Source organism: Streptomyces sp. CA-181903, from assembly GCF_050937075.1.
Lineage (GTDB): Bacteria > Actinomycetota > Actinomycetes > Streptomycetales > Streptomycetaceae > Streptomyces.
Map to the genome: position 1 here is coordinate 6946642 of NZ_JBNJLY010000001.1, position 23991 is coordinate 6970632.

Here is a 23991-nt window from a genome sequence, read left to right on the forward strand (position 1 = left end):
TTCCTTCCTTGACTGCACCCAGGAAGGCCAAATAAACCCGAAAAACGGTATTTCACTCCTACGGGTACTACGGCAGATGTTCCCTTTTCATCCCGGAGCGGGTTTCGGAACATGGCCACGGTGAAGGTGTCCGGGGCGCCTCCCCGGGTGGTGACAGACCTGCGTACTGCCGATCCGCCCAGGAGGGGCCGATGGACCGTCACATGCCGTATGGCGTCGCCGTCGTCGGTTTCGCGTGCCGCCTGCCCGGCGGCATCGACTCTCCCGATGCCCTGTGGTCGGCCCTGCGCACCGGTCGGCAGGTGATCGCCGAAGCTCCCGCCGACCGTTTCGACGCCGCGTCGTTCCACGACCCCGACGTCGGCAGGCCCGGCAGGAGTTACACCTTCGCCGGCGGTTTCCTCACGGACGTCGCGGGCTTCGACGCGGACTTCTTCGGCATCTCGCCGCGGGAGGCGAGCCGGATGGATCCTCAGCAGCGGCTGCTGCTGGAGACCGCCGTCGAGGCACTGGAGGACGCGGGCATCCCCCTCGGCGGGGTGGCCGGCACCGACACGGCGGTCTTCACCGGTACGGTGGGCACGGCCTACGGCGAACTGCAGGACCGCGACCCGGAGTCGATCACCGCCTACACCATGGCGGGCAGGTCGCCGGGGAACACCGCCAACCGCGTCTCCCACGTCCTCGACCTCCACGGGCCCAGCATGGCGGTGGACACCGCCTGCTCCTCCTCGTTGGTCGCCGTGCACCAGGCGTGCCAGGCCCTGCGGACGGGCACCAGCCCGCTCGCCCTGGCCGGCGCCTTCAACTTCCTGCTCGGTCCGCACCCTTACATCGGCTTCTCCAAGGCGTCGATGCTCTCGCCCACGGGCCGGTGCCACACGTTCTCCGCCGATGCCGACGGCTATGTACGGGCCGAGGGCGGCGCCATGGTGGTGCTGAAACCGCTCGACCAGGCCCTGCGGGACCACGACCGCGTCCACGGCGTCATCCTGGCCAGCGCCGTCAACGCCGACGGATGGACCAACGGGCTGTCCCTGCCCAACCCACGGGCTCAGGCCGCCCTGCTCCGGCAGGCGTACGACCGCGCGGGCGTGGACCCTGACGACGTCGTCTACCTGGAGGCCCACGGTACGGGCACCCCGGCCGGTGACCCCGCCGAGTGCGCGGCGATCGGGGAGGCCCTCGGCCGCCTGCGCCAGGACGGCAATCCGCTGCCCATCGGTTCGGTGAAGACGAACCTCGGTCACCTGGAGCCGGCCTCCGGACTCGCGGGGCTCTGCAAGGCCCTCCTCGTCCTGCGCGAGCGCGTCATCCCGCCCGACCTCCCCACCGGACCCCCTCATCCGGCCATCGACTTCGACCGCTGGGGGCTTCTCCACGTCCGTACGCCTCAACCGCTTCCGGAGCGGGGCCGGGCCGTCATCGGGGTGAACTCCTTCGGCTTCGGCGGCGCCAACGCCCACGTCGTCCTCGCCGACCCCCCGCCGCCACCGCCCCGTGAGACGCCCCCGAACGGCCGGCCGCTGCCGGTCGTCGTCACGGCCAAGACCGCCACCGCCCTCGCCGAAGCCGCCCGGCGGATGAGCGATCTGCTGACCGGCCGACCCGGTCACCGCTTCCACGACATCGCCTACACCGCGTGCCGCCGCCGCACCCCGCACCCGTACCGGGCGGCGGTCCTCGCCGAGTCCCCCGCCCGGGCGGCCGAGCGCCTGGCGGCCCTCGCCGAGGGCACCCGCGCACCGAGGGGCGCCACGGGCAAGGCGGTGGCCGACGGCCGGGTCGTCTTCGCGTTCTCCGGCAACGGCTCGGTCTGGGCCGGCATGGGGGCGGACCTGCTGCGTGAGGACCAGGTCTTCCAGCGCGCGGTGGCGGAGTGCGACGCGCTGTTGTCGCCCCACCTCGGCTGGTCGGTGCGGGAGCGGCTCGGCGCGCCTGCCACGGCGGCCGAGCTGAGGCGGACGGAGATCGCGCAACCGCTGCTGTTCACTGTCCAGATCGCGGCGACGGCCGCGCTACGGCACCGCGGGGTCGTGCCGGCGGCGGTCCTCGGCCACAGCGTGGGCGAGGTCGCGGCGGCCCATACGGCCGGAATCCTCGATCTGCCGGCGGCGGCCCGGCTGATCGCCGCCCGCAGTCGCATCCAGGCGCCCACCGCCGACAGCGGCGGCATGGCGGCGGTGGGTCTGCCGGAGCCGCGGGCCAGGGAGGAACTGGCCCGCTACGACGGGCTCTTGGAGCTTGCCGCCGTCAATAGTGAGCACGATGTCACCGTTTCCGGCGACGGGAAGGCCCTGGGCGACCTCGAACGCGTGCTGACCGCCCGGCACACCCCCGTCACCCGGCTGCCGCTGGCCTACGCCTTCCACAGCCGCCGCATGGACCCCTTGGAGGCGCCCCTGGTGGCCGCTCTCGACGGACTGGGGACCAACCCCGCCTCCGTGGCAATGATCTCCACCGTCACCGGCCGGCCCGTCGGACCCGACGACCGGCTGGATGCGCACTACTGGTGGCACAACATCCGCCGGCCGGTCCTGTGGGACCAGGCCGTCCGCGTGCTGAGCGACCAGGGACACGACATTTTCCTTGAAGTCGGTCCCCACCCCGTGCTGTGCGGCTACCTCCGACGCATCACCGCCTCCTCCGGCCGCCCCTCGGCTGTCGTTCCCACCCTGGCGCGGGACGCCGACGGTCCGGCCGCCCTCGACACCGCCGTGTGCGCCCTCCTCGCCCACGGCGCGGAACACGACTGGTCGACGCACTTCCCCCACCCCGGGAACGTCGTCAGCCTCCCGGCCTATCCCTGGCAGCGCGAGCGCCACTGGAACGGCGCCCCCGAGTGGTGGACGCCCGCCAAGTCCCGCGGCCACGGCAGCGGCCGCGCGGAACACCCGCTCCTCGGCACGCGGATCTCGGCGGCCGAAGCGCGCTGGGAAACCACCGTGGACCCGTCCGTGCTCTCCTGGCTCGACGACCATCAGGTCGACGGCATCACGGTACTGCCGGGGACGGCCTACGTGGAGATGGCCCGTGCCGCCGGCCGACGCGCCCTGGGAGCAGCCGCCGAAGTGCACGACCTGGAGATCGTGCACGCCCTCACCCTGCCCACAGCGACTTCCGGCCCGAGCCTGCTGACGACGGTCGACGACGAGGACGGCCTCGTCCGCGTCACCAGCCGCGGCCCCGCGGATCAGAGCGCGCGGGTACACGCAAGGGGCCGCGCCAGGCGGCTGCTGGCCCCGCCGCCGGCCCCGCTGGACATCGACGCCGTGCGCGCGCGCACCCGCCACACCATCGACGGTCCCACGCTGTACGAGCACGCCGCCCGCCATCGGCTCACCTACGGACCGGCGTTCCGGGTGATCGAGGAAGCCCATGTGGGCGACGGCGAGGTGCTCGCCGCCTACCACCACCCGCACCCGGACACCGGCTACGAGACCCACCCGGCCCTTCTGGACGGCGCCCTCCAGGCGGGCATGGCCCTACTGCCCCTGGACACGACCACGGGGACCCGGCTGCCCGCTCTGATCGAGAACGTGCGCGCCTGGCACACCCCGCCGCCGCGCGGGTACGTCCACGTCCGCGCCCGCGTGCTCGTCACACGCGACGCCTGCTGGGACTTCACCGTCACCGGACCCGACGGCCGCGTAGCCGTCGAGGCGCGCGGGGTCTGGCTCCGCCGCTACGGCGGCGACCAGTCCGCGGCACACCATCCCTGCACCACCGTTCTCCGTGCGGCCCCGCACGAGGGCGCGCCGCCGCCACCCGGCCGCCCACCGCATCCCCGGCACCTGCTCACGGCGGCCGAAGCGGACCTCGCGCGGATCGGCATGCGGTGGCGCGATCACCCGTTCCAGGCGTCCCGGAGGGCCTTCCTCACCCTCTCCGCCCACTTCACCGCAGCGGCGGTCCGCGAGCTGCTCCCGGACGCCACGGCGTTCTCGGCCGCCGACCTCCTCGCCGCGGGAGTGCGCCCGCAGTACACCCGGCTGCTGGACGTCCTCCTGGACACGGCGGTGGACCGCGGCGTCCTGGCACGGTCGCAGGACGACCGTTACCGGCCGGCCGCCTCTCCCGACCCCGCGCGCTGGGCACAGGCCATCGCCCGTGACCACCCCGGCGAAACGACGATCCTCACGCTGTACGTCACCTGCGGTCAGGCCCTCGGCGACGTCTTGCGCGGTCGGCGCGCCGCACCCGAGATCCTCTTCGACGAACGCCAGCGTCACCTCGTCGACCAGTTCTACGACATCTATCCGGTCATGCGGTCCCACGCGGAACCCGTCCGGTGCCTCGTCGGGGCACTGGCACGCGCGTGGCCGGAGGGGCGCCCGCTGCGTGTTCTCGAAGTCGGCGCCGGCAGCGGCAGCCTCAGTTCCATGCTGCTGCCGCACCTGCCGCCGGAACGGGCCGTCTACACCTTCACCGACGTCTCCACGTCGTTCTTTCCCCGGGCCCGACAACGGCTTTCCGCCTACGACTTCGTCGACTACCGGCGTCTGGACATGGAGACGGATCCGCTGGAGCAGGGCTTCGACGGGGCGAGCTACGACCTCGTCACGGCTTCGGCATCGCTCCACGTCACCTCCGACGTACGCCGGACGCTGCGCCATCTGGCCCGGCTCCTCACCGATGACGGCATCCTGCTCGCCCTGGAGCCGACCGACACGGCGTTCCTCGCCCCGTGCTTCGGCCTCCTGGAAAGTTTCTGGGGCTACACCGATACCGACACACGCGTGTCCTCCCCCTGCTGGACCGCCGGCGGTGGACGGAACTCCTGAACGCCGAGGGATACCGCGCCGTCCCCGCCGTCAACCTGGTCGGACAGGAGGGACTCCACAACGCCGGGGCCCTGCTGCTGGCCCGCCGTACCGCCCGCACCGCTCACTCCGCCCCCTGGCGGCCTCCCGCTCCGGCCGCCGGGCAGGCCCACCGGTGGATCGTCGCCGCCGGCTGCCGGGACGACGACCGGGCCACCGCCCTGGCCGAGAGCCTTGGCGCGGCGGGCTACGCCGATGTGACCACCACGGCCCCGCTCGACGACGCCGACCAGTGGACGCTCACGTTGCCCGGCGGCGGTCACTGCGACATCGTTCTCCTGCTCGGGAGCCGGCACACCGAGAACGGACGGCGACCCCGGCCGACATCGTGGACGACGCGGTGAACCACGCGGCGGTCCTGCGCGCCGTGGCGACGGCCTCGCAGCGGCTGCCCGCCGCCGTCTCGTGCACCCTGTGGCTGGTCGCCCGTCCCAGCGGAGCCCTGCCCGGCGGCAGCGGCGCATTGTCCCTCGCCGACGCCTCGACTTGGGGGACCGCCCGCACGCTGGCGAACGAGAACCCTCGGCTGCGCGTCCGGCGTCTCGCGCTCGAACGCTCCCCGGACCCCGTGGCGGATGCCCGGCGGCTCGTCGGTGAACTGCTCGCCCCAGGTGCGGACGACGAGGTGCTGCTGGCGGCGGACGGCCGCTTCGTCCCCCGTGTCCTGCCCGGACGACACATCGTCCCGCAGCCGCCGGACACCGCGGACCGCGCCTACCGCCTGCGACTGACGGATCCGGGCTCCGCTTACCGGCTTTCCTGGATCCGGAGCTCCGTTCCCGAACCGGGGCACGGCCAGGTGCTCATCGAGGTCCGGGCCGTCGCGCTCAACTACGCGGACGTCATGGCGGCCACCGGCATGATGCCCGTCGGCGCCACCTTGGACAGTGCGGGCGAGTCGGCCCTGGGCATGGACTGTGCCGGGGTGATCGCCGCGGTGGGGGCCGATGTCGAGGGGTTCGCCCCCGGCGACCGCGTCGTCGCCCTCGCGAGCGGCGCGTTCGCCTCCCATGTGGCCGTCGACGCGGGCGCCGTTGCCGCCATGCCGCCCGGCATGAGCTTCACCGGCGCCGCGACCCTTCCCATCGTCTTCGGCACCGTCACCCACGCCCTGGGCACTCTGGCTCGCCTCGGCCCCGGCGAGAGCGTTCTGATCCACGCGGGAGCGGGCGGGGTCGGGCTCGCCGCCCTGCGGTACGCCCGCTCGTGCGGGGCCGAGGTCCTCGCCACCGCGGGCTCCCCCGCCAAACGGGACCTCCTGCGCTCACTGGGAGTCGAGCACGTCCTCGACTCCCGCTCCCTCGACTTCGCCGACCAGGTCATGCGGTTGACCCGGGGGCGGGGCGTGGACGTCGTGCTGAACTCCCTGGCGGGTGAGGCCGCTACGCGCAGCATGGAACTCCTGCGCCCGTACGGCCGGTTCGTCGAACTCGGCAAGAGGGACATCCACGCCAACCGCCGCATGCTCCTGCGGCCGTTCCGGGCGAACCTGAGCTACTTCGCCGTGGACATTCACGCCATGGCCCTCCAACGGGACTCGGCAGCCCGGCTCACGGGACGACTGAACGAGCAGTTGCGTACCGGCCAGTGCCGGCCGCTGCCCTACCTCGCCCACTCGGCACACCAGGTGGACGAGGCATTCAGGAGCCTGCACCGTTCCCAGCACATCGGCAAGATCGTGGTTTCCCTCGAAGAGCAGCCCGCCGTCGTACCGGCGCCCACCCCCTTCGTCCCGGACCCCCGTGCCACCTACCTGATCACCGGTGGGCTGAGCGGACTCGGCGCCACCACGGCCCGGTGGCTCGCCCGGCGCGGAGCCCGCCACCTCACGCTGGTCTCCCGGCGCGGGCCGGCGGCCCCCGAGGCGGACAAGCTGGTGGACGAACTCCGTCAGGAGGGCGCGGAAGCTGTCGTTCACGCGGCGGACGCGACGCACGAGGACGCCGTCGCGGAAGTCCTCACCGATATCGATCGCCGAGGCCGACGGCTCGGCGGCGTGATCCACGCGGCCATGGTCCTGGACGACGCGCCGCTGACGGCGCTCGACGACGACCGCTTCCGCGCGGTGCTGGCCCCCAAAGCACAAGCCGGACTCCTCCTCGACCGGCTCACGCGAGGCCGCGACCTCGACATCTTCGTCGTCTACTCCTCGTTGTCGGCCCTGGTGGGCCATCTCGGCCAGTCCGCCTACGTGGGCGGCAACCTGCTCCTGGAAGCACTGGTACGGGAGCGGCGCCGTGACGGACTGCCCGCCCTGGCTGTCGCCTGGCCCGCCCTCACCGACACCGGATACGTCGCCCGCAACGACCTCGTCGCCACGATGGAACGCCTCGGCATGGGAACGCTGACCTCGGACCAAGCCATGATCACGCTCGACCACCTGCTCGCCCACGGCTGTGACGTGGCCGTGCTCGTCGACGACTTCGGGTTCCACGGTCCCGTACGGGACTTCCCCACGATGGTCACCCCCCGCATGGCCGCACTCGTCTCCGGCGACGCCAAGGCGGACGGTCCGCACGGCACGGAGCTGCGCGACATTCTGGCCGAGCCCGACACCGCCAAGGCCGCCCGGCTCGCCGAAACCCTGCTGACCGGACTCGTGGCCGAAGTCCTCCAGACCACCCCCGACCGGATCAACCGGAACTCCCCACTGGATCACATGGGGCTGGACTCGCTCATGGGTACCGAACTCACCGCGGCGATCCGCCGCCGCCTCCGCTGCGACCTTCCGCTGCTGGAGGTGGTCAACAGCCGGAGCATCGCCGACCTCGCCCAGCGGGTCGTCCGACGCGTCAAGCCGGACACCCGATGAGGGGACCGGCGCCCGGGCGGGCGGTCAGCATCCAGGGACAGACGCGGCCGCGATGTCACCGAGCGTCCGGCCGAACACCCGCAGCGCCTGGTCGACGTCCTCGTCCGGGTGCGCGGCGGAGCAACTCAGCCGGAGCCGCGGCGCCCCCGCAGGCGGGATGATCGGGTTGGTGTAGACGCCGCCGTCCAGGAGCGCACGCCACGCGGTGAACACCTGCCGCTCGTCGCTCAGGCGCACCGGCACGATCGGCGAGCACCCGTCGCCGGCGTGATACCCCATGCCGGTGAGCCCCCGGGCCAGCCGCCGGGCCTGGGCGATCGCCCGTTCACCGCGCCAGGGTTCGGCACGGGCGATCCGCAGGGCCGTGAGCGCGGCCGCCGCGTCGGCGGGCGTCTGGGCCGCGCTGAAGATCTGCGCCCTGGCGTGATGCCGAATGTACTCGATCACCTCGGTGTCCCCCAGTACCGCGCCCCCCACGGAGGCGAGAGACTTGCTGAACGTCACGGTGATCAGACCCACGTCCGCGCCGGCCTCCTGATCGGCGCAGGTGCCCCGCCCGCCGGGTCCGAGAACGCCGAAACCGTGCGCGTCGTCGACCAGCACGGCGGCCCCGTGACAGCGGGCCGCGGACACGATCTCCGCAAGCGCGGCGACATCCCCTTCCATGCTGTACACGCCGTCGACGACGACCAGGAGGTCGCCGCTCTGGAGGGAGCGTTCGTCCTGAAGGGTGCGTGCGAGGTCCTGCGGGTCGTTGTGCCGGAACGACCGGAACCGCGCCCCTGACAGCCGGGCGCCGTCGAGCAGGGAAGCGTGCACGTACTCGTCGACGATCACGGCGTCACGGGGGCCGCACATGCTGCTCAGCGCGCCGACGTTGGCCTGGTAACCGGTAGGGAAGACGACGGCGGCCGGCTTGCCCACGAAGGCGGCCACCTCGCGCTCCAGAGCGGCGTGCAGAGGCAGGCTATGGAGCATCCTGCTGCCCGTCAGAGACGCGCCGAACTCCCGAAGGGCTACGGCCGCGGCCTCCACGACCCGCGGATCGCGGGCCAGGCCCAGGTAGTTGTTGCCCCCCAGCATGATCCGGGGCTCCCCCTCGACAAGGACCTGCTCGCCGACATAACCCTCCACGGTGACGGCGTAGGGGTAAAGTTCCGAGTGCCGGAGGTCTCTCAGTGCCGCGGCGTACGTCCGACACTTGTCGTACAGACCCATCGGCTCTCCCCACCTCAAGCCATGCGCTGACGTCTCCGGTCATGGCTACCCAATGGCACTGGTGGCCATGGCCGGGGGAAGCCGACGATTCGGTGGGTGCAGAATGGCCTTCCACTGACGGGGCTTGTGGGAAACCTTGTCGAAAACCCAGTGGCTGGGGGGCCGAGCCGGCTGCTCAAACCCGCAGAACGAGCGGTACGCCGCTGTCGGCCGCCCCCGCGCCGGGCTGTCACCAGCACCAGCCCTGGCGGCGGACCCCCCTGCGCGGTGCACCTGTTCGCAGATCTCCGGCCGCACGCCACCGCAGGCCGATTCCCCTCCCGCCGAGTGGCGCCCTGGCGTTCCGCGCTGCGAGCCCTCCGCGCCTGATGGCTCCTCGTCCGAGATCGAGTGGTGCACACCTTCCACCCCGGTGACGAGCCGTCGGGCGCAGACGCCGGTCCGCGGGAGGGATCGGAAGCCCGGTGATCGGTGCGCGCCGCCCGTCGTTCCCTCGACCCGGCGCCGAGCGCGCCCGGCTACCGGTACGTGGCAGCGCGGTCGGGAGCGTCGCGAGGTAGTCGAGGGTGTGGCGCGGGGCCGGGGGTGGTGACTGCTGTCCCGTGAGGGAGCGGCACCGCACGGACAGGTGGTGATCGCCCGGTTCAGCGCGTCTCCGACATGCGTCCGCCTGCCCGCCCCCTGCTGACGCGCGGCGGCACCTTCCGCTTTCCTCTCCTCAGCGGCGTAGGCATCCGCACGGATTTCCTTCTCTCGGCGGGAGGGGACAGCCCGGCGGCCGTCTGTCCCGCTGTTCCCCTGCCCCTCTCTCCTCGCGTGACGTCACAACGGTCCGCCATCGCTCCTTTCGTGGGCTCGCTGCACCCCCGAATCCTGCCGGGATTCGTCAAGTTGAACCTGTGAACCGCGATTAGCCCATGTGGGGTAAAGCGGACGAGCGTATGGATATCACCTTTCGGGCATGGAATGCCCACGGGCGTATCCCATTGCTGCCGGGAGGGCGCAAGTGGCGGAGAACGACGCACGGTTTTCCCTGTCCGACAACGCAATCGCCGTCGTGGGCGCCGCTTGCCGGCTGCCGGGCGGTGTCGACGGGCCGGCCGGTCTGTGGGACGCGCTGATCGAGGGGCGGGATCTGATCAGTCCGCTGCCGCCGGAAGGGCGCTTCGACCCGCGGCGGTTGTGGGATCCGGACCCCGAACGGCTCGGCCGGAGCTACACGTTCGCCGGCGGTTACCTCACGGACATCGCGGGATTCGACCCGGCGTACTTCCGGATCTCGCCCAGTGAGGCGAAGCGGATGGACCCGCAGCAGCGGCTGCTGCTGGAGCTGACCGCGGAAGCCTTCGACGACGCGGCCGTCGACCCGGCCGTGCTCGCCGGCTCCGACACGGCGGTGTTCGTCGGGGTGTCGGACATGTCCTACGGCAGCATGCAGATGACGCATCCGGAGCAGATCAGCGGGCACACGATGAGCGGCAGCGCGCTGTCGCTCACCGCCAACCGCGTCTCCCTCGTCTTCGACCTGCGGGGCCCGAGCATGGCGGTGGACACCGCCTGTTCCTCGTCGCTGGTGGCGGTGCACCAGGCGTGCGAGACCCTGCGGTCCGGATGCTGCCGGGCGGCGCTCGCGGGCGGGGTGAACGTGCTCGTCAACCCGCTGGCGTTCGTGGGGTTCTCGCGGGCGACCATGCTCTCGCCGAAGGGCCGGTGCGCGTCGTTCTCCGCGGGGCGGACGGCTACGTGCGCTCCGAGGGCGGGGGGATGGTGCTGCTCAAGCGGCTGTCCGACGCCCTGGCGGACGGGGACCGAGTGCACGCGGTGATCGCCGCCAGCGGTGTCAACAGCGACGGCGGGACGGCGGGGCTCGCGGCGCCCAGCGTGGAGATGCAGCGGCGTCTGCTGGAGGAGGTGTACGGGCGGGCCGGCATCGACGCGGACGCGCTGTGGTACTTCGAGGCCCATGGCACGGGCACGCCGCTCGGTGACCCGGCGGAGTGCGAGGCGGTGGGCCGGGCACTGGGCATGCGGCGCACCCGAGGGCCCCTGCCGATCGGATCGGTGAAGTCCAACCTCGGCCACAGCGAGCCGGCGTCCGGAGTGACGGGCCTGATCAAGAGCATGCTGGTGCTGCGACACGGCCGGATCCCGGCCTCGCTGCACGCCACGCCGGCCAACCCCGACATCGACTTCGAGGAGCTCAACCTCACCTGCGTCACCGAGCCGCGCCCCGTGGACGGCCGGTCGCCCGGTTTTGTCGGGGTCAACAGCTTCGGCTTCGGCGGCGCGAACGCCCACGTCGTCCTGGCTCCACCGCCCGTACGCACCGACGACCCCGAACGCACGGGCAACCCCGATCCCACCCGGAATGGTGAACGCCCGTACGGCCCCCTGCCGTTGGTGGTCTCCGCGCGGACGCGGCAGGCTGTGGGCGCGGCGGCCGCGGCCATGGCCGAGCGGCTGGGCCGGGCGGCGGACGACGAGTTCTACGACCTGTGCTGGACGGCCACCCGACGACGCGGCCGACACCCGCACCGCCTCGCCGTCCTCGCCGACACCCGCGAAGAAGCCGCCCGCCGGCTGGCCGCCGAGAGCGTGCTCGACGACGCGGTCGAGGCCGGTGACGGGGGCGGGGTGGTCTTCGTCTTCTGCGGCAACGGCAGCCAGTGGGACGGCATGGCGGCCGACCTGATGGCGGCCGAGCCCGCGTTCCGGAAAGGCGTCGAAGAGGCGGACTCCCACCTGCGGCCCCTGCTCGGCTGGTCCGTCGCCGAACTCCTCACCCGCTCCCGTCCCGCCGAGGGCGAGCCGGTGGTACGGCCGATGGCCGACACTCTCTACGCCCAGCCCGCACTCTTCGCCCTCCAGGCCGGACTGGTCACGCTGCTGGACTCCTACGGGGTTCGTCCGGGGGCCGTGGTCGGTCACAGTGTGGGGGAGCTGGCCGCCGCCTACGTCTGCGGGGCGCTGGACGGCGCTTCGGCCGCCCGGGCGGTCGTCGAGCGCAGCCGTGTGCAGGCCGCGACGGCCGGCAGCGGCCGGATGGCGGTCGCCGCCCTGAGCCCCGACGAGGCGCGGGAGGCCATCGCCCCCTATGACGGCCTGGTGGAGATCGCCGCCGTCAACAGCGCCCGTGACGTCACCCTCTCCGGAGACGCGGCCGCGCTGGCCGTGCTGGGCAGCGTGCTGGCCACGCGGGAGGTGGCCTTCCGCGAACTGCCGGGCCCCTACGCCTTCCACACCGCCGCCATGGACGGCGTCGAACAACAGCTGCGCACCGCCCTGCGGGACCTCAAGCCCGGAACACCGCACCTCCCCATGTACTCCACCGTCACCGGGAAGAAGGTGGAATCGGGAGAGCTCGACGCCGACTACTGGTGGCGCAACATGCGCCGCACCGTCCGCTTCGCACAGGCCGTTCGCGAACTGGCACCGATCGGCGTGGCGGCAGCCGTCGAGATCGGCCCGCGGCCCACCCTGCGCGGCGCGCTGACCCGCCTCGCGGCCGAGCAGCCGCGGCCCGGCTTCACCACGGTGGCCGCCATGGACGAGGACACTCCCGGCTCCGAGGCCGTGCGCCGGGCCGCGGCCCGCGTCCTGGCCTGCGCCACCCGCGACACCGCCCCGGACAAGCTGCTGCCCGCCCCCGGACGGATCACGGACCTGCCCGCCTACCCCTGGCAGCACGAGCCGCACTGGCACGGAACACCCGGGGACTGGACCCGCGTCAGCGGCGACGGTGTGCTCGTCCACCCGCTCCTCGGCGAACGCCTGCCGTCCATGGAACCCGCCTGGTACGCCACCGTCGAGCGCACGCGCACCGCGTGGCTGGGCGACCACAACGTCGGGGGTGCCGTCATCATGCCGGCCACCGGCTACGTGGAGATGGCGCTGGCCGCCGGCCGGGAACTCTACGGCGGACCGACCGAGCTCGACGGCATCGACATCCCCCGCGGGCTGCCCCTGCCGTGGGACGCCACCATGGACGTACGCCTGCAGACCACTCTCTCCGACGAGGACGGCATCTGGCGCATCGCCAGCCGCACCGGCGAGGACGGCCCCTGGCGCCCGCACGCCCGCGGCCGCGCCCGCCGCCTGGCCACCCCCACACCACCACCCGGAATCGACCCGGCGGCACTGCGCGCCCGCACGTCCGACACCTGGGACGCCGACCGGCTCTACACCCTCCTGAGCAAGGGCGAACTCCGCTACGGCCCCGCCTTCCGTCTCCTCCGCGAGATCCACGTGGGAGACGGCGAAGTCCTCGCCTCCTACGCCTGCACACCACCCGATGACGGCTACGGCGGCTACCTGGCGTACCCGCCCCTGTTCGACGCCGCCTGGCACGCCTGCGCACCCCTACTGGCCGATCTGCGGACGGGCTACCTGCCGGCGGCGATCGGCCGGGTCCGGATCTGGGGCGAACTCCCCGCCACCGGATGGACCCATGTGCGCCAACGGGCATGCACACCCCGCGAAGTGGCCTTCGACATCACGATCACCGACGGTAAGGGCTCCGTGGTGGCGGCCATGGACGACTGCCGGGCGCGCGCCATGCCGGCCAACGCGGCCGACGACGCCGTCCAGTACGCCACGGTCCTGAGGGCGGCCCCCCTGCCCGGCTCCACCACCGGGCCCGCGCCCGCGCCCGGCCCGGATGCCGTCCTGGCCTCGGCGCGGGAGGAGATCGAGGCTGTTCGAGCGGACTGGTCCGATGCCCGCTACGCTCGCCTGTTCGACGGTTACGAGCGGGCGATGGTGGAGAGGGCCGTCGAGAATCTGAGGACAGTGCTTCCGGGGCAGGACGTATTCACGCTCGAAGAGGTGCACCGGGCGGGTGTGCTGCCGCGCCACGAGCGCTACCTGCGCACCCTGTTCGAATTGGCGGTGCGTCGCGGATGGGCCGTCGAGGAGGCGGACGGCTGGCGCTTCCGCCCGTCTCGTACCGAGACGCCCGCCATCGGCACCGAGCTGGTCGAACACCCGGACCAGCTCTCGCTGAGCGTGCTCAGCGCCCGCCTGGCGCCCTACTCGCTCGAAGTGCTCCGAGGGACGCGTGACCACCGCGAGCTGCTGTTCGAGGGTGTCGACCTGCTGCAACAGTTCTACGACCTCCTCCCGCTGAACAAACTGCACAACCGCCTCGCCCGTGCCCTGCTCCGGCAGGTGGTCGCGGCATGGCCCGAGGACCGGCCGCTGCGCATCCTGGAGGTGGGGGCCGGCACCGGAGGGCTCACCTCATGGCTCCTGCCCGTGCTGCCCGCGGAACGGACCCACTACGTCTACACCGACGTCTCCCCGGTGTACTTCCCCTCCGCCCAATCCCGCTTCGCGGATTACGACTTCGTCGAGTACCGCACCCTCGACCTCGACGCCGACCCGCTCGCCCAGGGCTACCCGCCGGAGAGCTTCGACCTCGTCGTCGCCGCCTACTCCCTGCACGCGGCCAAGGACCTGGCCGCCGGCCTGCGGCGCATCGCGTCCCTGCTGACGGAGAACGGCCTCCTGCTCGCCACCGAGGTCCACGACCCGGTCCCCCTGGCCGTGATCTTCGGTCCGCTGGAGGAGTTCTGGTCGCCCGAGGACGAACACCTGCGCCCGCGCTCGCTGCTGCTCCCCCGAGAGCAGTGGCCGCCCCTCCTTCGAGACAGCGGATTCGACGACGTCGTGCGCACCGGTGCCACCGGCCCGCCCGCCCGGGAGCAGGTCTCCGTCCTGCTGGCCCGCCGAACCGACGACCTTCCCGCCCGCCCTCACGCCGAAGAGCCGCACCTACCCGCACAGACGGCACCTTCCTCCGAGACCGCCCCGACCCCCATGGACACGCCGCTGTCCTGGCTGCTGATCACCGAGGACGATTCGGAGCGGGAACTGCACCAGGCCCTCGCCCGCCGCCTCACCGCCGCGGGATGCCCGGAGGCACGCATTCTGAGGGCAGCCGGCGTCAGGGACGGCGAGACGCCTCCGCCGCTCGCCGGCGCGGGCGACCTGGGGATCGTGTACCTGCTCAGCGCCGCGCAGGACCGGGAACACGGCGAAACGCCCGAGGACACCGTGGAATTGGCCGTCACCAGGGTGTCCACCCTGCGCGCCCTCGCCCGGGCCTGTGCCGACGGGGCCCTGCCGGGGCTGCGCCGCCTGGTGCTCGTCAGCCATCCCACCGGCGCTCTGCCCGCCCCCGAGCGCCCGTGCGTGCCCGGCCAGGCCGCCGTCTGGGGAGCCGCGCGGGTCCTCGCCAACGAACTGCCCTCGGTGCCCGTCGTCCGCGTGTCACTGGAGCGGGGCGAGGGTGAGAGCGACGACGCCGACGCCCGTCGGCTGGTGGCCGAGCTGCTGCCCGAACTCCACCCCTCCGTGGGCGCCGACGGCGCCGGCCGGTCCGGGGGCCCCGACGACTCCGAGAGCTCCGGCAGCACGGACATCTCCGACGGCAAGGACGGCAAGAGCGAGGACGAGGTCCTCCTCACCCGCGCCGGCCGCTTCGTCCCCCGCGTGATCCACGCGCCCCACCCCACCCGGCCCAGTACCCACGTGGCCAACCACCGGTTGGCGGTGGACCGCGTCGGCCTGGGCTACCGGCTCGCCTGGGACGAGGCGCCCCTCCCTCAACCGGGCCCCGGCGAAGTGACCGTCGCCGTCCGGGCGGCCGCCCTCAACTACCGCGATGTCATGGTCGTCACCGGCCTGCTCCCCCGATCGCCGAGGAGGGGCTGGTCTCCGAGGACTACCTCTGCATGGAAGGCGCGGGCGTGGTCACCGCCGTCGGCCCGCGCGTCACCGATCTCGCCGTCGGGGACCGCGTCTACGGACTCATGCACTCCGGTGCCGCCTACACCTGCGTCCCGGCGGACGTCCTCCGGCCGATTCCCGAGCCCATGACGTTCGCCGAGGCCGCCACCCTGCCCGTCGCGTTCTTCACCGTCCACCACAGCCTGGAGACGCTGGCCCAGCTGCGGCCGGGGGAAACCCTTCTCGTCCACGGCGGCGCCGGTGGCGTCGGCCTGGCCGCCCTGCAGTACGCGCGGCACATCGGCGCGAGTGTGATCGCCACCGCCGGCACGCCCGTCAAACGCGACCTGCTGACCCAGCTCGGCGCCGCGCACGCCCTGGACTCCCGCGACCTGCGCTTCGCCGACCAGGTCCGGGAACTCACCGGCGGCCGGGGCGTGGACGTGGTCCTCAACTCCCTGGCCGGCGAGGCGATGGCCCGCGGCATGGAGGTCCTCGCCCCCGGCGGGCACTTCGTCGAGCTCGGCAAACGCGACGTGTACGCCAACAGCCGCATGCTCCTCCGGCCGCTGGCCCACAACGCCTCCCTGCACGTCGTCGACCTCGCCCGCCTGCTCCTCACCGCCACCCAAGGTGAACTGCTGGAGCTGACGAGCGTCCCCGAACGCGTACGCGAGGGGATCTACCGCCCGCTGCTCCACCAGGCTTTCCCCGCCGCACGCATCCAAGAGGCGTTCCGCCTGCTCCAGCACTCCCAGCACATCGGCAAGGTCGTCGTCACCTTCGACGACCCCGTTCCCGTCCGCACCTCCCCCACGCCACCACCGCCCGACCCCCACGGCAGCTATTTGATCGTGGGCGGGCTCAGCGGCCTCGGCGCGCGCACCGCCCTGCACCTCGCCCGCCGCGGCGCCCGCCACCTGGCCCTGGTCGGCCGCCGGGGCGCGGACAGCCCCGAAGCCCCCGGCCTCCTCGCCCGGCTCGACGCCCTCGGCGCCACCGTGGACGTGCACGCCGTGGACGTCACCGACGCGGCGGCCATGCGTGAGGTCGCCCGGCGGACCGACACCCGCGAGCATCCGCTCCGCGGGATCGTCCACTCCGTCCTGCACCTGGAGGACGACGTCCTGACCGGCCTGGACGACGAACGCCTCCGTGCCGTCCTCGCACCGAAGATGGCCGGCGCCCTGATCCTGAGCGGCTTCGCCCGGGAGAGGGACGTCGCCCTGACCGTGTACTCCTCGCTGAACGCCTGGATCGGCAACGTCCGCCAGGCCAACTACGCGGCCGCCAACCTCTTCACCGAAGCCCTCGTCCGCCAACGCCGCCACGAGGGGCGAGCGGGCCTGGCCGCCGCCTGGGGACCCATCGGGGAGACCGGCTACGTGGCCCGCGCGGGGCTGGCCGAACTGCTGGACAAGAGTGGGATGGCTCCGCTCACCCCGGACGACGCCTGCGCCGCCCTGGACCGCTTCCACGCCCAGGCCCTGGACGTCACCTGCTACGCCCGCTGCGACTGGTCGGCCCTGGCGTTCCTGGGACCCACCGTGACCGGCCCCCGCTTCTCACCCGTCGTCCCACCGCCGGTCGCCGGAACCGGCTACCGCCTCGAGGAATTCATCGCCCATCTCAAGGAAGTGCCCCTCCAAGAGGCCCAGGCCCTGCTCGAGGAGAGCTTCGCGTCCGTCGTCGCCGAGATCCTCCAGATGCCCGCCGAACAGATCGACCCGACGGTCCCTCTGAAGGAGTACGGCATGGACTCCCTGATGGCCCTGGAAGTCATGGCCAAGCTACGCCGGAGCTTCCAGTACGAAGCCCCCGTCATGGAAGTCCTCCACAGCGACGGCTCCCTCCGCGGCATCGCCGAAATCATGCTCCCCAAAATCCTGGCAGGCCACTACTCGACCGAGATCGCCGGAAAGAGCACCGCACCTCCCGCCTGAGCCAGGCGCAGAACCGGCGCGGTGAAGGCCCGGCCGAGCGCGCACGGGAACGGGGCGTCCGGACCTTCGGCTGTCAAGGACCGAACCAGGGCGAACGCCTCCCGCTCGGCGCGCTCCGGGCCCTCGAACCCTGCGCCCCCGGCCGGCCCCGCCCCCCATGCCACCGGTTCCGACGGGTGCCGCATCCCATGGAACCGGGGCCGGAGAGGGGGGCCGCCCACCGCCCACAGCCCGGCAGTCCGAGCCCGACGGGTTCGGGCAGGAGGGCTCCGCCGACGGCAGCCGTTCGTCCAGCAGGGGCTGGTCCAGCTTCCCCGATCCGCTGCTGAACGAGAGTCCCTGACCTGCATTCGCTGTCGCCACCGACCGCGGCGGACCAGGTGGACATTGCATAGGCTGGGTTCATGGCCTACGAGATTCCTGTGACGCAAGCCCGAGCCGAGCTGGCGGAGCTGATCAACCGCGTCGTCTACGGCGGCGAGCGGGTCGTCGTGACGCGCCACGGGAAGCCCCTGGTCGCCCTGGTCTCCGCCGCCGACCTGGAGCGACTCGAACGGCTTGAGGCGGAGGCGGGGGAGCGGGCCGAGGACGAGCCGGTGATCAGCACCGTCTCGACGGTGCGGCACCTTCCGTCCGCTCCCGGCGAACCCGGCCGCTTCGGCATCGCGGCCGAGTACCGCGACCCGGGGAACGACTCCCGGCGCTGATGCGCGGCCCGGCGCCCCGGAGGCGGCTGCCCTCGGATCAGCCGAAGACCGCGCCGGCGAGCAGCACGTGCACGAGGGTGCCGCTGAGGACGGACAGCGGGATGTTCCGTCGCCAGAGGTGCAGCGTCAGGGTGAAGGCCAGGGCCGCCGCGGTCGGCCAGGCGCGGTCGGGGACATGCGGGTCGAAGTCCCGCTGGGTGTGGACGGCGAGGACGACCATCACCCCGGCCGGCAACGCCTTCTTGAGGTAGACGGCCAGCGGGCTCGACCGCAGTGGGGCCAGGGCCGCGAAGGGCAGCGCGCGCAGCGCCCAGGTGGCGGCGACGGCGGTGGCGACCGCGGCGATCAGGTAACCGGTGTCAGGCACAGGGCCGTTGCCTCCGTACCCAGTGGTAGCGGGCCAGCAGTCCGGCAGTGAACAGGGAGAACCCGGCGAGCAGCAACTGTCCGGGAAACACGAACCGCGCCACGAGAGCGCAGGCGAGGGCGAGCAGCGGGGTGGGAACGTCGCGGTGGGCGCGGAAGGCGTCGATGGCCAGGACGGTGAAGAGGGCGGTCACCGCGAAGTCCAGGCCCTTGATCCCGTCGGGTATCACCGGGCCGAGCAGGGTGCCGGCCGTCGCCCCGCCGGCCCAGTAGCAGTGGCGGTCCCGGCACGTCCGTTCGCCATGGCGACGCAAAGCGGTGGTTAACACGGTGGAAAAGCTTGCGCAGTAAGTTGCAATCACCGGCCCCCGGGCGGGTCCGCGCCCGTCGGCACCGTGCTGAACTGGGGTAACGTCCCGCTGCGTTCGGACGACAGTGAGGTGGGACCTGTGCGACTGACCCCGCACGAGCAGGAGCGGCTGCTGATCCATGTGGCCGCCGACGTCGCAGAGAAGCGTCGGGCCCGCGGACTGCTCCTCAACCACCCAGAAGCCGTCGCCCTCATCACCGCGCACGTCCTGGAGGGCGCCCGCGACGGCCGGACGGTGGCCGAACTCATGGCGTCCGGGAGGAAGGTGCTCACCCGCGACGAGGTCATGCCCGGCATCCCCGAGATGATCCCCGACGTCCAGGTCGAGGCCACCTTCCCGGACGGGACCAAGCTCGTCACCGTCCACGAGCCCATAGCCTGACGAGGGGGAACCCATGACCGTCGACGCCCTGATACCGGGTCAGGTCTTCCATGCGGACGAACCCGTCCGCCTCAACGAGGGCCTGCACCGCACCCGGATCACCGTGCTCAACGCCGCCGACCGGCCCGTTCAGGTGGGCTCGCACTACCATTTCGCCGAGGCCAACCCGGGCCTGGACTTCGACCGGGCCGCCGCCCACGGCAAGCGGCTCGACATCCCGGCCGGGACCGCCGTCCGCTTCGAACCGGGCATCCCGGTGGAGGTGGACCTCGTCCCGCTGGCCGGCAAGCGGATCGTCCCGGGGCTGCGGGGGGCCTGCGGGGGCCAGCTCGATGGCTGATGTGAACTTCCCCGGGCCGCCCCGGCTCGACCGGGCCGCGTACGCCGCCCTCTACGGTCCCACCACCGGGGACCGCATCCGCCTCGCCGACACCAGCCTCCTGATCGAGGTGGAGGAGGACCGCTGCGGCGGGCCCGGGCGGGCGGGCGACGAGGCGGTGTTCGGCGGCGGCAAGGTCATCCGCGAGTCGATGGGCCAGTCCCGGGCCACCCGGGCCGAGGGCGCCCCCGACACCGTCATCACCGGAGCGGTGGTCCTCGACCACTGGGGCGTCGTCAAGGCCGACGTGGGCATCCGCGACGGACGGATCACCGGCGTCGGCAAGGCGGGCAACCCCGACACCATGGACGGCGTCCACCCCGACCTGGTGATCGGCCCCGAGACCGAGATCATCTCCGGCAACGGGCGCATCCTCACCGCCGGAGCCGTCGACGCCCACGTCCACTTCATCTGCCCGCAGGCCGCCGAGACCGCCCTCGCCACCGGGATCACCACCCTCGTCGGCGGCGGCACCGGACCGGCGGAGGGCAGCAAGGCCACCACCGTCACCCCCGGCGCCTGGCACCTCGCCCGGATGTTCGAGGCGATGGAGGCGTACCCCGTCAACGTCGGGCTGCTCGGCAAGGGCAACACCGTCTCGTACGACGCCATGCGCGCCCAACTGCGCGCCGGAGCCGTCGGATTCAAGATCCACGAGGACTGGGGGGCGACACCCGCCGTCATCGACGCCTGCCTCTCCGTCTGCGCGGAGAGCGGCGCCCAGCTCGCCATCCACACCGACACCCTCAACGAGGCCGGGTTCGTCGGCGACACCCTCGCCGCCATCGCCGGGCGCTCCATCCACGCCTACCACACGGAGGGCGCGGGCGGCGGGCACGCGCCGGACATCATCACCGTCGTCTCCGAACCCAACGTCCTGCCCAGCTCCACCAACCCCACCCGACCGCACACCGTCAACACCGTCGAGGAACACCTCGACATGCTGATGGTCTGCCACCACCTCAACCCCGCCGTCCCCGAGGACCTGGCCTTCGCCGAGTCCCGCATCCGCCCCGGCACCATCGCCGCCGAGGACGTCCTCCACGACCTCGGCGCCATCTCCATCGTCTCCTCCGACTCCCAGGCCATGGGCCGCATCGGGGAGACCGTGCTGCGCACCTGGCAGACGGCGCACGTGATGAAGGCCCGGCGCGGACCGCTGCCCGGCGACGGACCGGCCGACAACCGGCGGGCCCGCCGCTACGTCGCCAAGTACACGATCAACCCGGCCGTGGCGCAGGGGCTCGACCACGAGATCGGCTCGGTCGAGGAGGGCAAACTCGCCGACCTGGTGCTGTGGGAACCGGCGTTCTTCGGCGTCCGGCCGCTGCTCGTCCTCAAGGGCGGGCAGATCGCCTGGGCGCAGATGGGCGACGCCAACGCCTCCATCCCGACGCCGCAACCGGTGCTGCCCCGGCCGATGTTCGGGGCGGTGGGCCGCGCCCCCGCCGCCACCTCCCTCAACTTCGTCACCCAGTGGGCCCTCGACGACGGCCTCCCCGAACGCCTCGGCCTCGGCAAGCGCTTCGTGCCCATCCGCGACACCCGGGGCGTCACCAAGGCCGACATGCGCGAGAACGACGCCCGGCCGCACGTCGAGGTCGACCCGGACACCTTCACCGTCACCATCGACGGCGATCCTGTGGAACCGAGCCCGGTGGCGGAACTGCCCATGGCCCAGCGCTACTTCCTCTTCTGATGACGGCCGTCGACAGCGCTGCCCTAGCCCCCCTGCTCGTCCTCGCCGACGGGCGGTTCCCCGCCGGCGGCCACGCACACTCCGGCGGCGCGGAGGCGGCCGTCGCGGCGGGCCGCATCCGGGACGCGGCCGACCTGGAGGAGTTCTGCCGCGGGCGGCTGCACACCGCCGGGCTGACCGCCGCCGCGCTCGCCGCGGCGGCCGCCGCCGGCGCGGACCCGCTCGGACTCGACGACGCCGCCGACGCGCGGACGCCGTCCCCCGCCCTGCGCGCCGCCGCCCGCCGCCTCGGCCGGCAACTCATGCGCGCCGCACGGGCGGCCTGGCCCTCACCGGACCTCGACGCCCTCGCCGCGGCCCGGCCACGCGGCGCCCACCAGCCCGTCGTCCTCGGCCTCACCGCCCGCTCGGCCGGCCTCGGCCCGGCGGCCGCGGCGTACGCCGCCTGCTACGAGGCGATCGGCGGGCCCGCCACGGCTGTTGTCCGGCTCCTCGGTCTCGATCCGTTCGACGCTACGGGGGTGCTGGCGCGGCTGGCGCCGGAGCTGGACGCGGTGGCGGCGGGGGCCGCGGAGGCAGGGGTGCGTTGCGTTTCGGAGGGGACGGATGTGTTGCCGGCTGCTTCGGCGCCGCTGCTGGATGTGATGGCGGAGGTGCATGCGGGGTGGCCGGTGCGGCTGTTCGCTTCGTAGGGGGGTGTGCCCCGGTCCCGCCCTTTCGCCGTTTCCTGGGGCTGCGCCCCAGACCCCGCTTGTCGCGGCTTCGCCGCTCGTCCTCAAGCGCCGGACGGGCTGGATAGTGCGGCCCGGGCGCGCACTTCAGCCCGTCCGGCGTTTGAGGACGAACGCGGCGCAGCCGCGTTGCCGGGGTGCGGGCCCTCCCGCAAGAAACGGCGAAGGGGCGGGACCGGGGCACCCCCAAAAAAGACCGCAACCACCCACTAAGGGAGACCCGAACATGCACCTCGACCACCCGAACACCCCTACCCCCACCGCCACACCTACTCAGCCACCCCAGCCCTCCGCGCGAACGGCCAGCGCCGAGCGCTCCGCATCGGCCTCGGCGGCCCCGTAGGCACCGGCAAAACCGCCACCGTAGCCGCCCTCTGCCGAGCCCTCCGCGACGAGTTCTCGATCGCGGTCGTCACCAACGACATCTACACCCGCGAGGACGCCGAGTTCCTCCTCCGCAACGCCGTCCTGCCGCCGGAGCGCATCACGGCCGTGGAGACGGGCGCCTGCCCCCACACCGCGATCCGGGACGACATCTCGGCCAACCTCGAAGCGATCGAGGACCTCGAAGACACCGTCGGCCCCCTCGACCTGGTCCTCGTCGAGTCGGGCGGCGACAATCTCACCGCCACCTTCTCCAAGGGCCTCGTCGACGCCCAGATCTTCGTGATCGACGTGGCGGGCGGCGACGACATCCCCCGCAAGGGCGGCCCGGGCATCACCGGCGCGGACCTGCTGGTCGTCAACAAGACGGACCTCGCGCCGTACGTCGGCGTCGACCTCGACGGCATGGCGCGCGACGCCAAGGCCCAACGCGGCGACCTGCCCGTGGCGTTCACGTCGCTCGCCGCCGAGGGCGGCGTCGCGCCCGTACGGGACTGGGTGCGCGAGCGGCTCGCGGCATGGCGCCAGGCATGACCACCGCCCAACTCACCGAGCCGCGCGAGCCGGCGGCGCCGCCGCGGGAGCCGGCCGCCGCCGTCCGGGCCGCCGCCCGCCTCGTCGCGGCCCCGGACGGCCGCGGCGGCACGGCGCTCCCCGTCCTGTCCGGCGAGGCGCCGTTCGCGCTCCGCAGGACCGGGCTCCGTGGCCCGGTGGCGCACGTCACGCTGGTCGGCGCGATGAGCGCGCCGCTCGGCGGCGACCGGCTGACGCTGGCCGCGGCCGTCGAGCCCGGCGCCGCGCTCCGCTTCACCACCACGGCCGCCACCCTCGCCCTGCCCGGCCGGACCGGCGCCCCGGCCGCGTACGATATCCGGATCATCGTCGGGGACGGCGCGACGCTGCACTGGCTCCCCGAGCCGCTGATCTCCGCCGCGGGCAGCGACCTGCGCACCACCACCCGTATCGAACTCGCCCCCACCGCCCGGCTGTTGTTCCGCGAGGAACAGGTGCTCGGCCGCGCGGGCGAGCCGGCCGGGCGGCTCACCGCCCGGCTCACCGTCCACCGGGCCGGCCGTCCGCTCTACGACCAGGAGCTGGCCTACGGGCCGGGGGCGCCCGGCTGGGACGGCGGCGCCGTCCTCGGCGGCCACCGGGCCGTGGGGCAGCTCCTGGCCGTCGATCCGGCCTTCGGCGACAATCCGCCCGTGCCGCCGCCGCACACGGCCGAGGGAGCCGTGTCCGCCGCCATGCCGCTCGCCGGCCCCGCCGTCGTGGTGAGCGCCGTGGCGTCCGACGCCCTCCGGCTGCGCACGCTGCTGCGCACGGCGGAAAGGGCGCTGACGCACGAGGGGGACGAAGGACGCCTCAGGAGGCATCCGGCATGACGTCATCCTTACGGATTAGTAAAGATTCACCCGAACAACCTGTCCATCTTGGTACTGGAGACG

The 23991-nt window shown here is 72.9% G+C and carries 14 protein-coding genes and 2 pseudogenes; 13 read left to right on the forward strand and 3 right to left on the reverse strand.

Features of this window, described 5'->3' with window-relative positions:
* The first annotated feature begins 191 nt into the window (after positions 1-191).
* From ACQEVS_RS30795 to ACQEVS_RS30805, 3 genes are read left to right on the forward strand one after another with little or no spacing between them, the layout of a single operon-like run.
* Entirely contained in the window at positions 192-4784 is a 4593-nt protein-coding gene (locus ACQEVS_RS30795) for a beta-ketoacyl synthase N-terminal-like domain-containing protein (protein ID WP_433026136.1), read from the forward strand.
* The gene (locus ACQEVS_RS30800) at positions 4688-5167 is read left to right on the forward strand and encodes a hypothetical protein (protein ID WP_433026139.1); all 480 of its coding nucleotides are present in this window, start codon (positions 4688-4690) and stop codon (positions 5165-5167) included. The genes ACQEVS_RS30795 and ACQEVS_RS30800 overlap by 97 nt, the downstream gene beginning before the upstream one ends.
* Positions 5152-7635 carry an SDR family NAD(P)-dependent oxidoreductase gene (locus tag ACQEVS_RS30805; RefSeq protein ID WP_433026142.1) on the forward strand — a complete coding sequence of 828 codons (2484 nt, stop codon included), beginning with the start codon at positions 5152-5154 and terminating at the stop codon, positions 7633-7635. Before ACQEVS_RS30800 ends, ACQEVS_RS30805 begins: the two co-directional genes overlap by 16 nt.
* Before the next feature lie 24 nt (positions 7636-7659).
* Here the strand turns inward: ACQEVS_RS30805 and ACQEVS_RS30810 are convergent, their stop codons facing one another.
* Complete coding sequence (locus ACQEVS_RS30810; RefSeq protein ID WP_433026145.1) at positions 7660-8853, reverse strand: aminotransferase class I/II-fold pyridoxal phosphate-dependent enzyme; 1194 nt, start codon at positions 8851-8853, stop codon at positions 7660-7662.
* 961 nt (positions 8854-9814) lie between these two features.
* Here ACQEVS_RS30810 and ACQEVS_RS30815 point away from each other — a divergent pair.
* The 4 genes and pseudogenes from ACQEVS_RS30815 to ACQEVS_RS30830 all read left to right on the forward strand — a co-directional run.
* Positions 9815-10587 (forward strand): annotated as a pseudogene (locus tag ACQEVS_RS30815) (polyketide synthase); the annotation flags it as partial.
* Between the two features lie 30 nt (positions 10588-10617).
* Complete coding sequence (locus ACQEVS_RS30820; protein ID WP_433028072.1) at positions 10618-15732, forward strand: acyltransferase domain-containing protein; 5115 nt, start codon at positions 10618-10620, stop codon at positions 15730-15732.
* Entirely contained in the window at positions 15729-17525 is a 1797-nt protein-coding gene (locus tag ACQEVS_RS30825; protein WP_433028075.1) for an SDR family NAD(P)-dependent oxidoreductase, read from the forward strand. The genes ACQEVS_RS30820 and ACQEVS_RS30825 overlap by 4 nt, the downstream gene beginning before the upstream one ends.
* Before the next feature lie 404 nt (positions 17526-17929).
* Positions 17930-18232, forward strand: coding sequence for a type II toxin-antitoxin system Phd/YefM family antitoxin (locus ACQEVS_RS30830; RefSeq protein ID WP_433026148.1), 303 nt, complete (start codon positions 17930-17932; stop codon positions 18230-18232).
* A gap of 37 nt (positions 18233-18269) precedes the next feature.
* On the opposite strand, the gene ACQEVS_RS30835 is transcribed toward ACQEVS_RS30830, so the two are convergent.
* Both ACQEVS_RS30835 and ACQEVS_RS30840 read right to left on the reverse strand, forming a co-directional pair.
* Entirely contained in the window at positions 18270-18599 is a 330-nt protein-coding gene (locus tag ACQEVS_RS30835; RefSeq protein WP_433026151.1) for a branched-chain amino acid transporter permease, read from the reverse strand.
* Positions 18592-18927 carry a hypothetical protein gene (locus ACQEVS_RS30840; protein WP_433026154.1) on the reverse strand — a complete coding sequence of 112 codons (336 nt, stop codon included), beginning with the start codon at positions 18925-18927 and terminating at the stop codon, positions 18592-18594. The genes ACQEVS_RS30835 and ACQEVS_RS30840 overlap by 8 nt, the downstream gene beginning before the upstream one ends.
* Positions 18928-19047: 120 nt before the next feature.
* Here ACQEVS_RS30840 and ACQEVS_RS30845 point away from each other — a divergent pair, with 120 nt between their 5' ends.
* From ACQEVS_RS30845 to ACQEVS_RS30870, 6 genes and pseudogenes are all read left to right on the forward strand, one after another.
* Entirely contained in the window at positions 19048-19350 is a 303-nt protein-coding gene (locus tag ACQEVS_RS30845) for an urease subunit gamma (protein WP_004946319.1), read from the forward strand.
* Between the two features lie 28 nt (positions 19351-19378).
* The gene (locus ACQEVS_RS30850) at positions 19379-19690 is read left to right on the forward strand and encodes an urease subunit beta (RefSeq protein WP_185942993.1); all 312 of its coding nucleotides are present in this window, start codon (positions 19379-19381) and stop codon (positions 19688-19690) included.
* Positions 19683-21428 carry an urease subunit alpha gene (locus ACQEVS_RS30855; protein ID WP_433026158.1) on the forward strand — a complete coding sequence of 582 codons (1746 nt, stop codon included), beginning with the start codon at positions 19683-19685 and terminating at the stop codon, positions 21426-21428. The genes ACQEVS_RS30850 and ACQEVS_RS30855 overlap by 8 nt, the downstream gene beginning before the upstream one ends.
* A complete protein-coding gene (locus ACQEVS_RS30860) occupies positions 21428-22120 on the forward strand; it encodes an urease accessory protein UreF (RefSeq protein WP_433026161.1) in 693 nt (230 codons plus the stop codon). Before ACQEVS_RS30855 ends, ACQEVS_RS30860 begins: the two co-directional genes overlap by 1 nt.
* 265 nt (positions 22121-22385) lie before the next feature.
* Positions 22386-23077: pseudogene (gene ureG / locus ACQEVS_RS30865) on the forward strand (urease accessory protein UreG).
* Positions 23074-23928 (forward strand): urease accessory protein UreD, encoded by an 855-nt coding sequence (locus tag ACQEVS_RS30870; protein ID WP_433026164.1) that lies wholly within the window; start codon positions 23074-23076, stop codon positions 23926-23928. Before ureG ends, ACQEVS_RS30870 begins: the two are co-directional and overlap by 4 nt.
* Positions 23929-23991 lie beyond the last annotated feature (63 nt).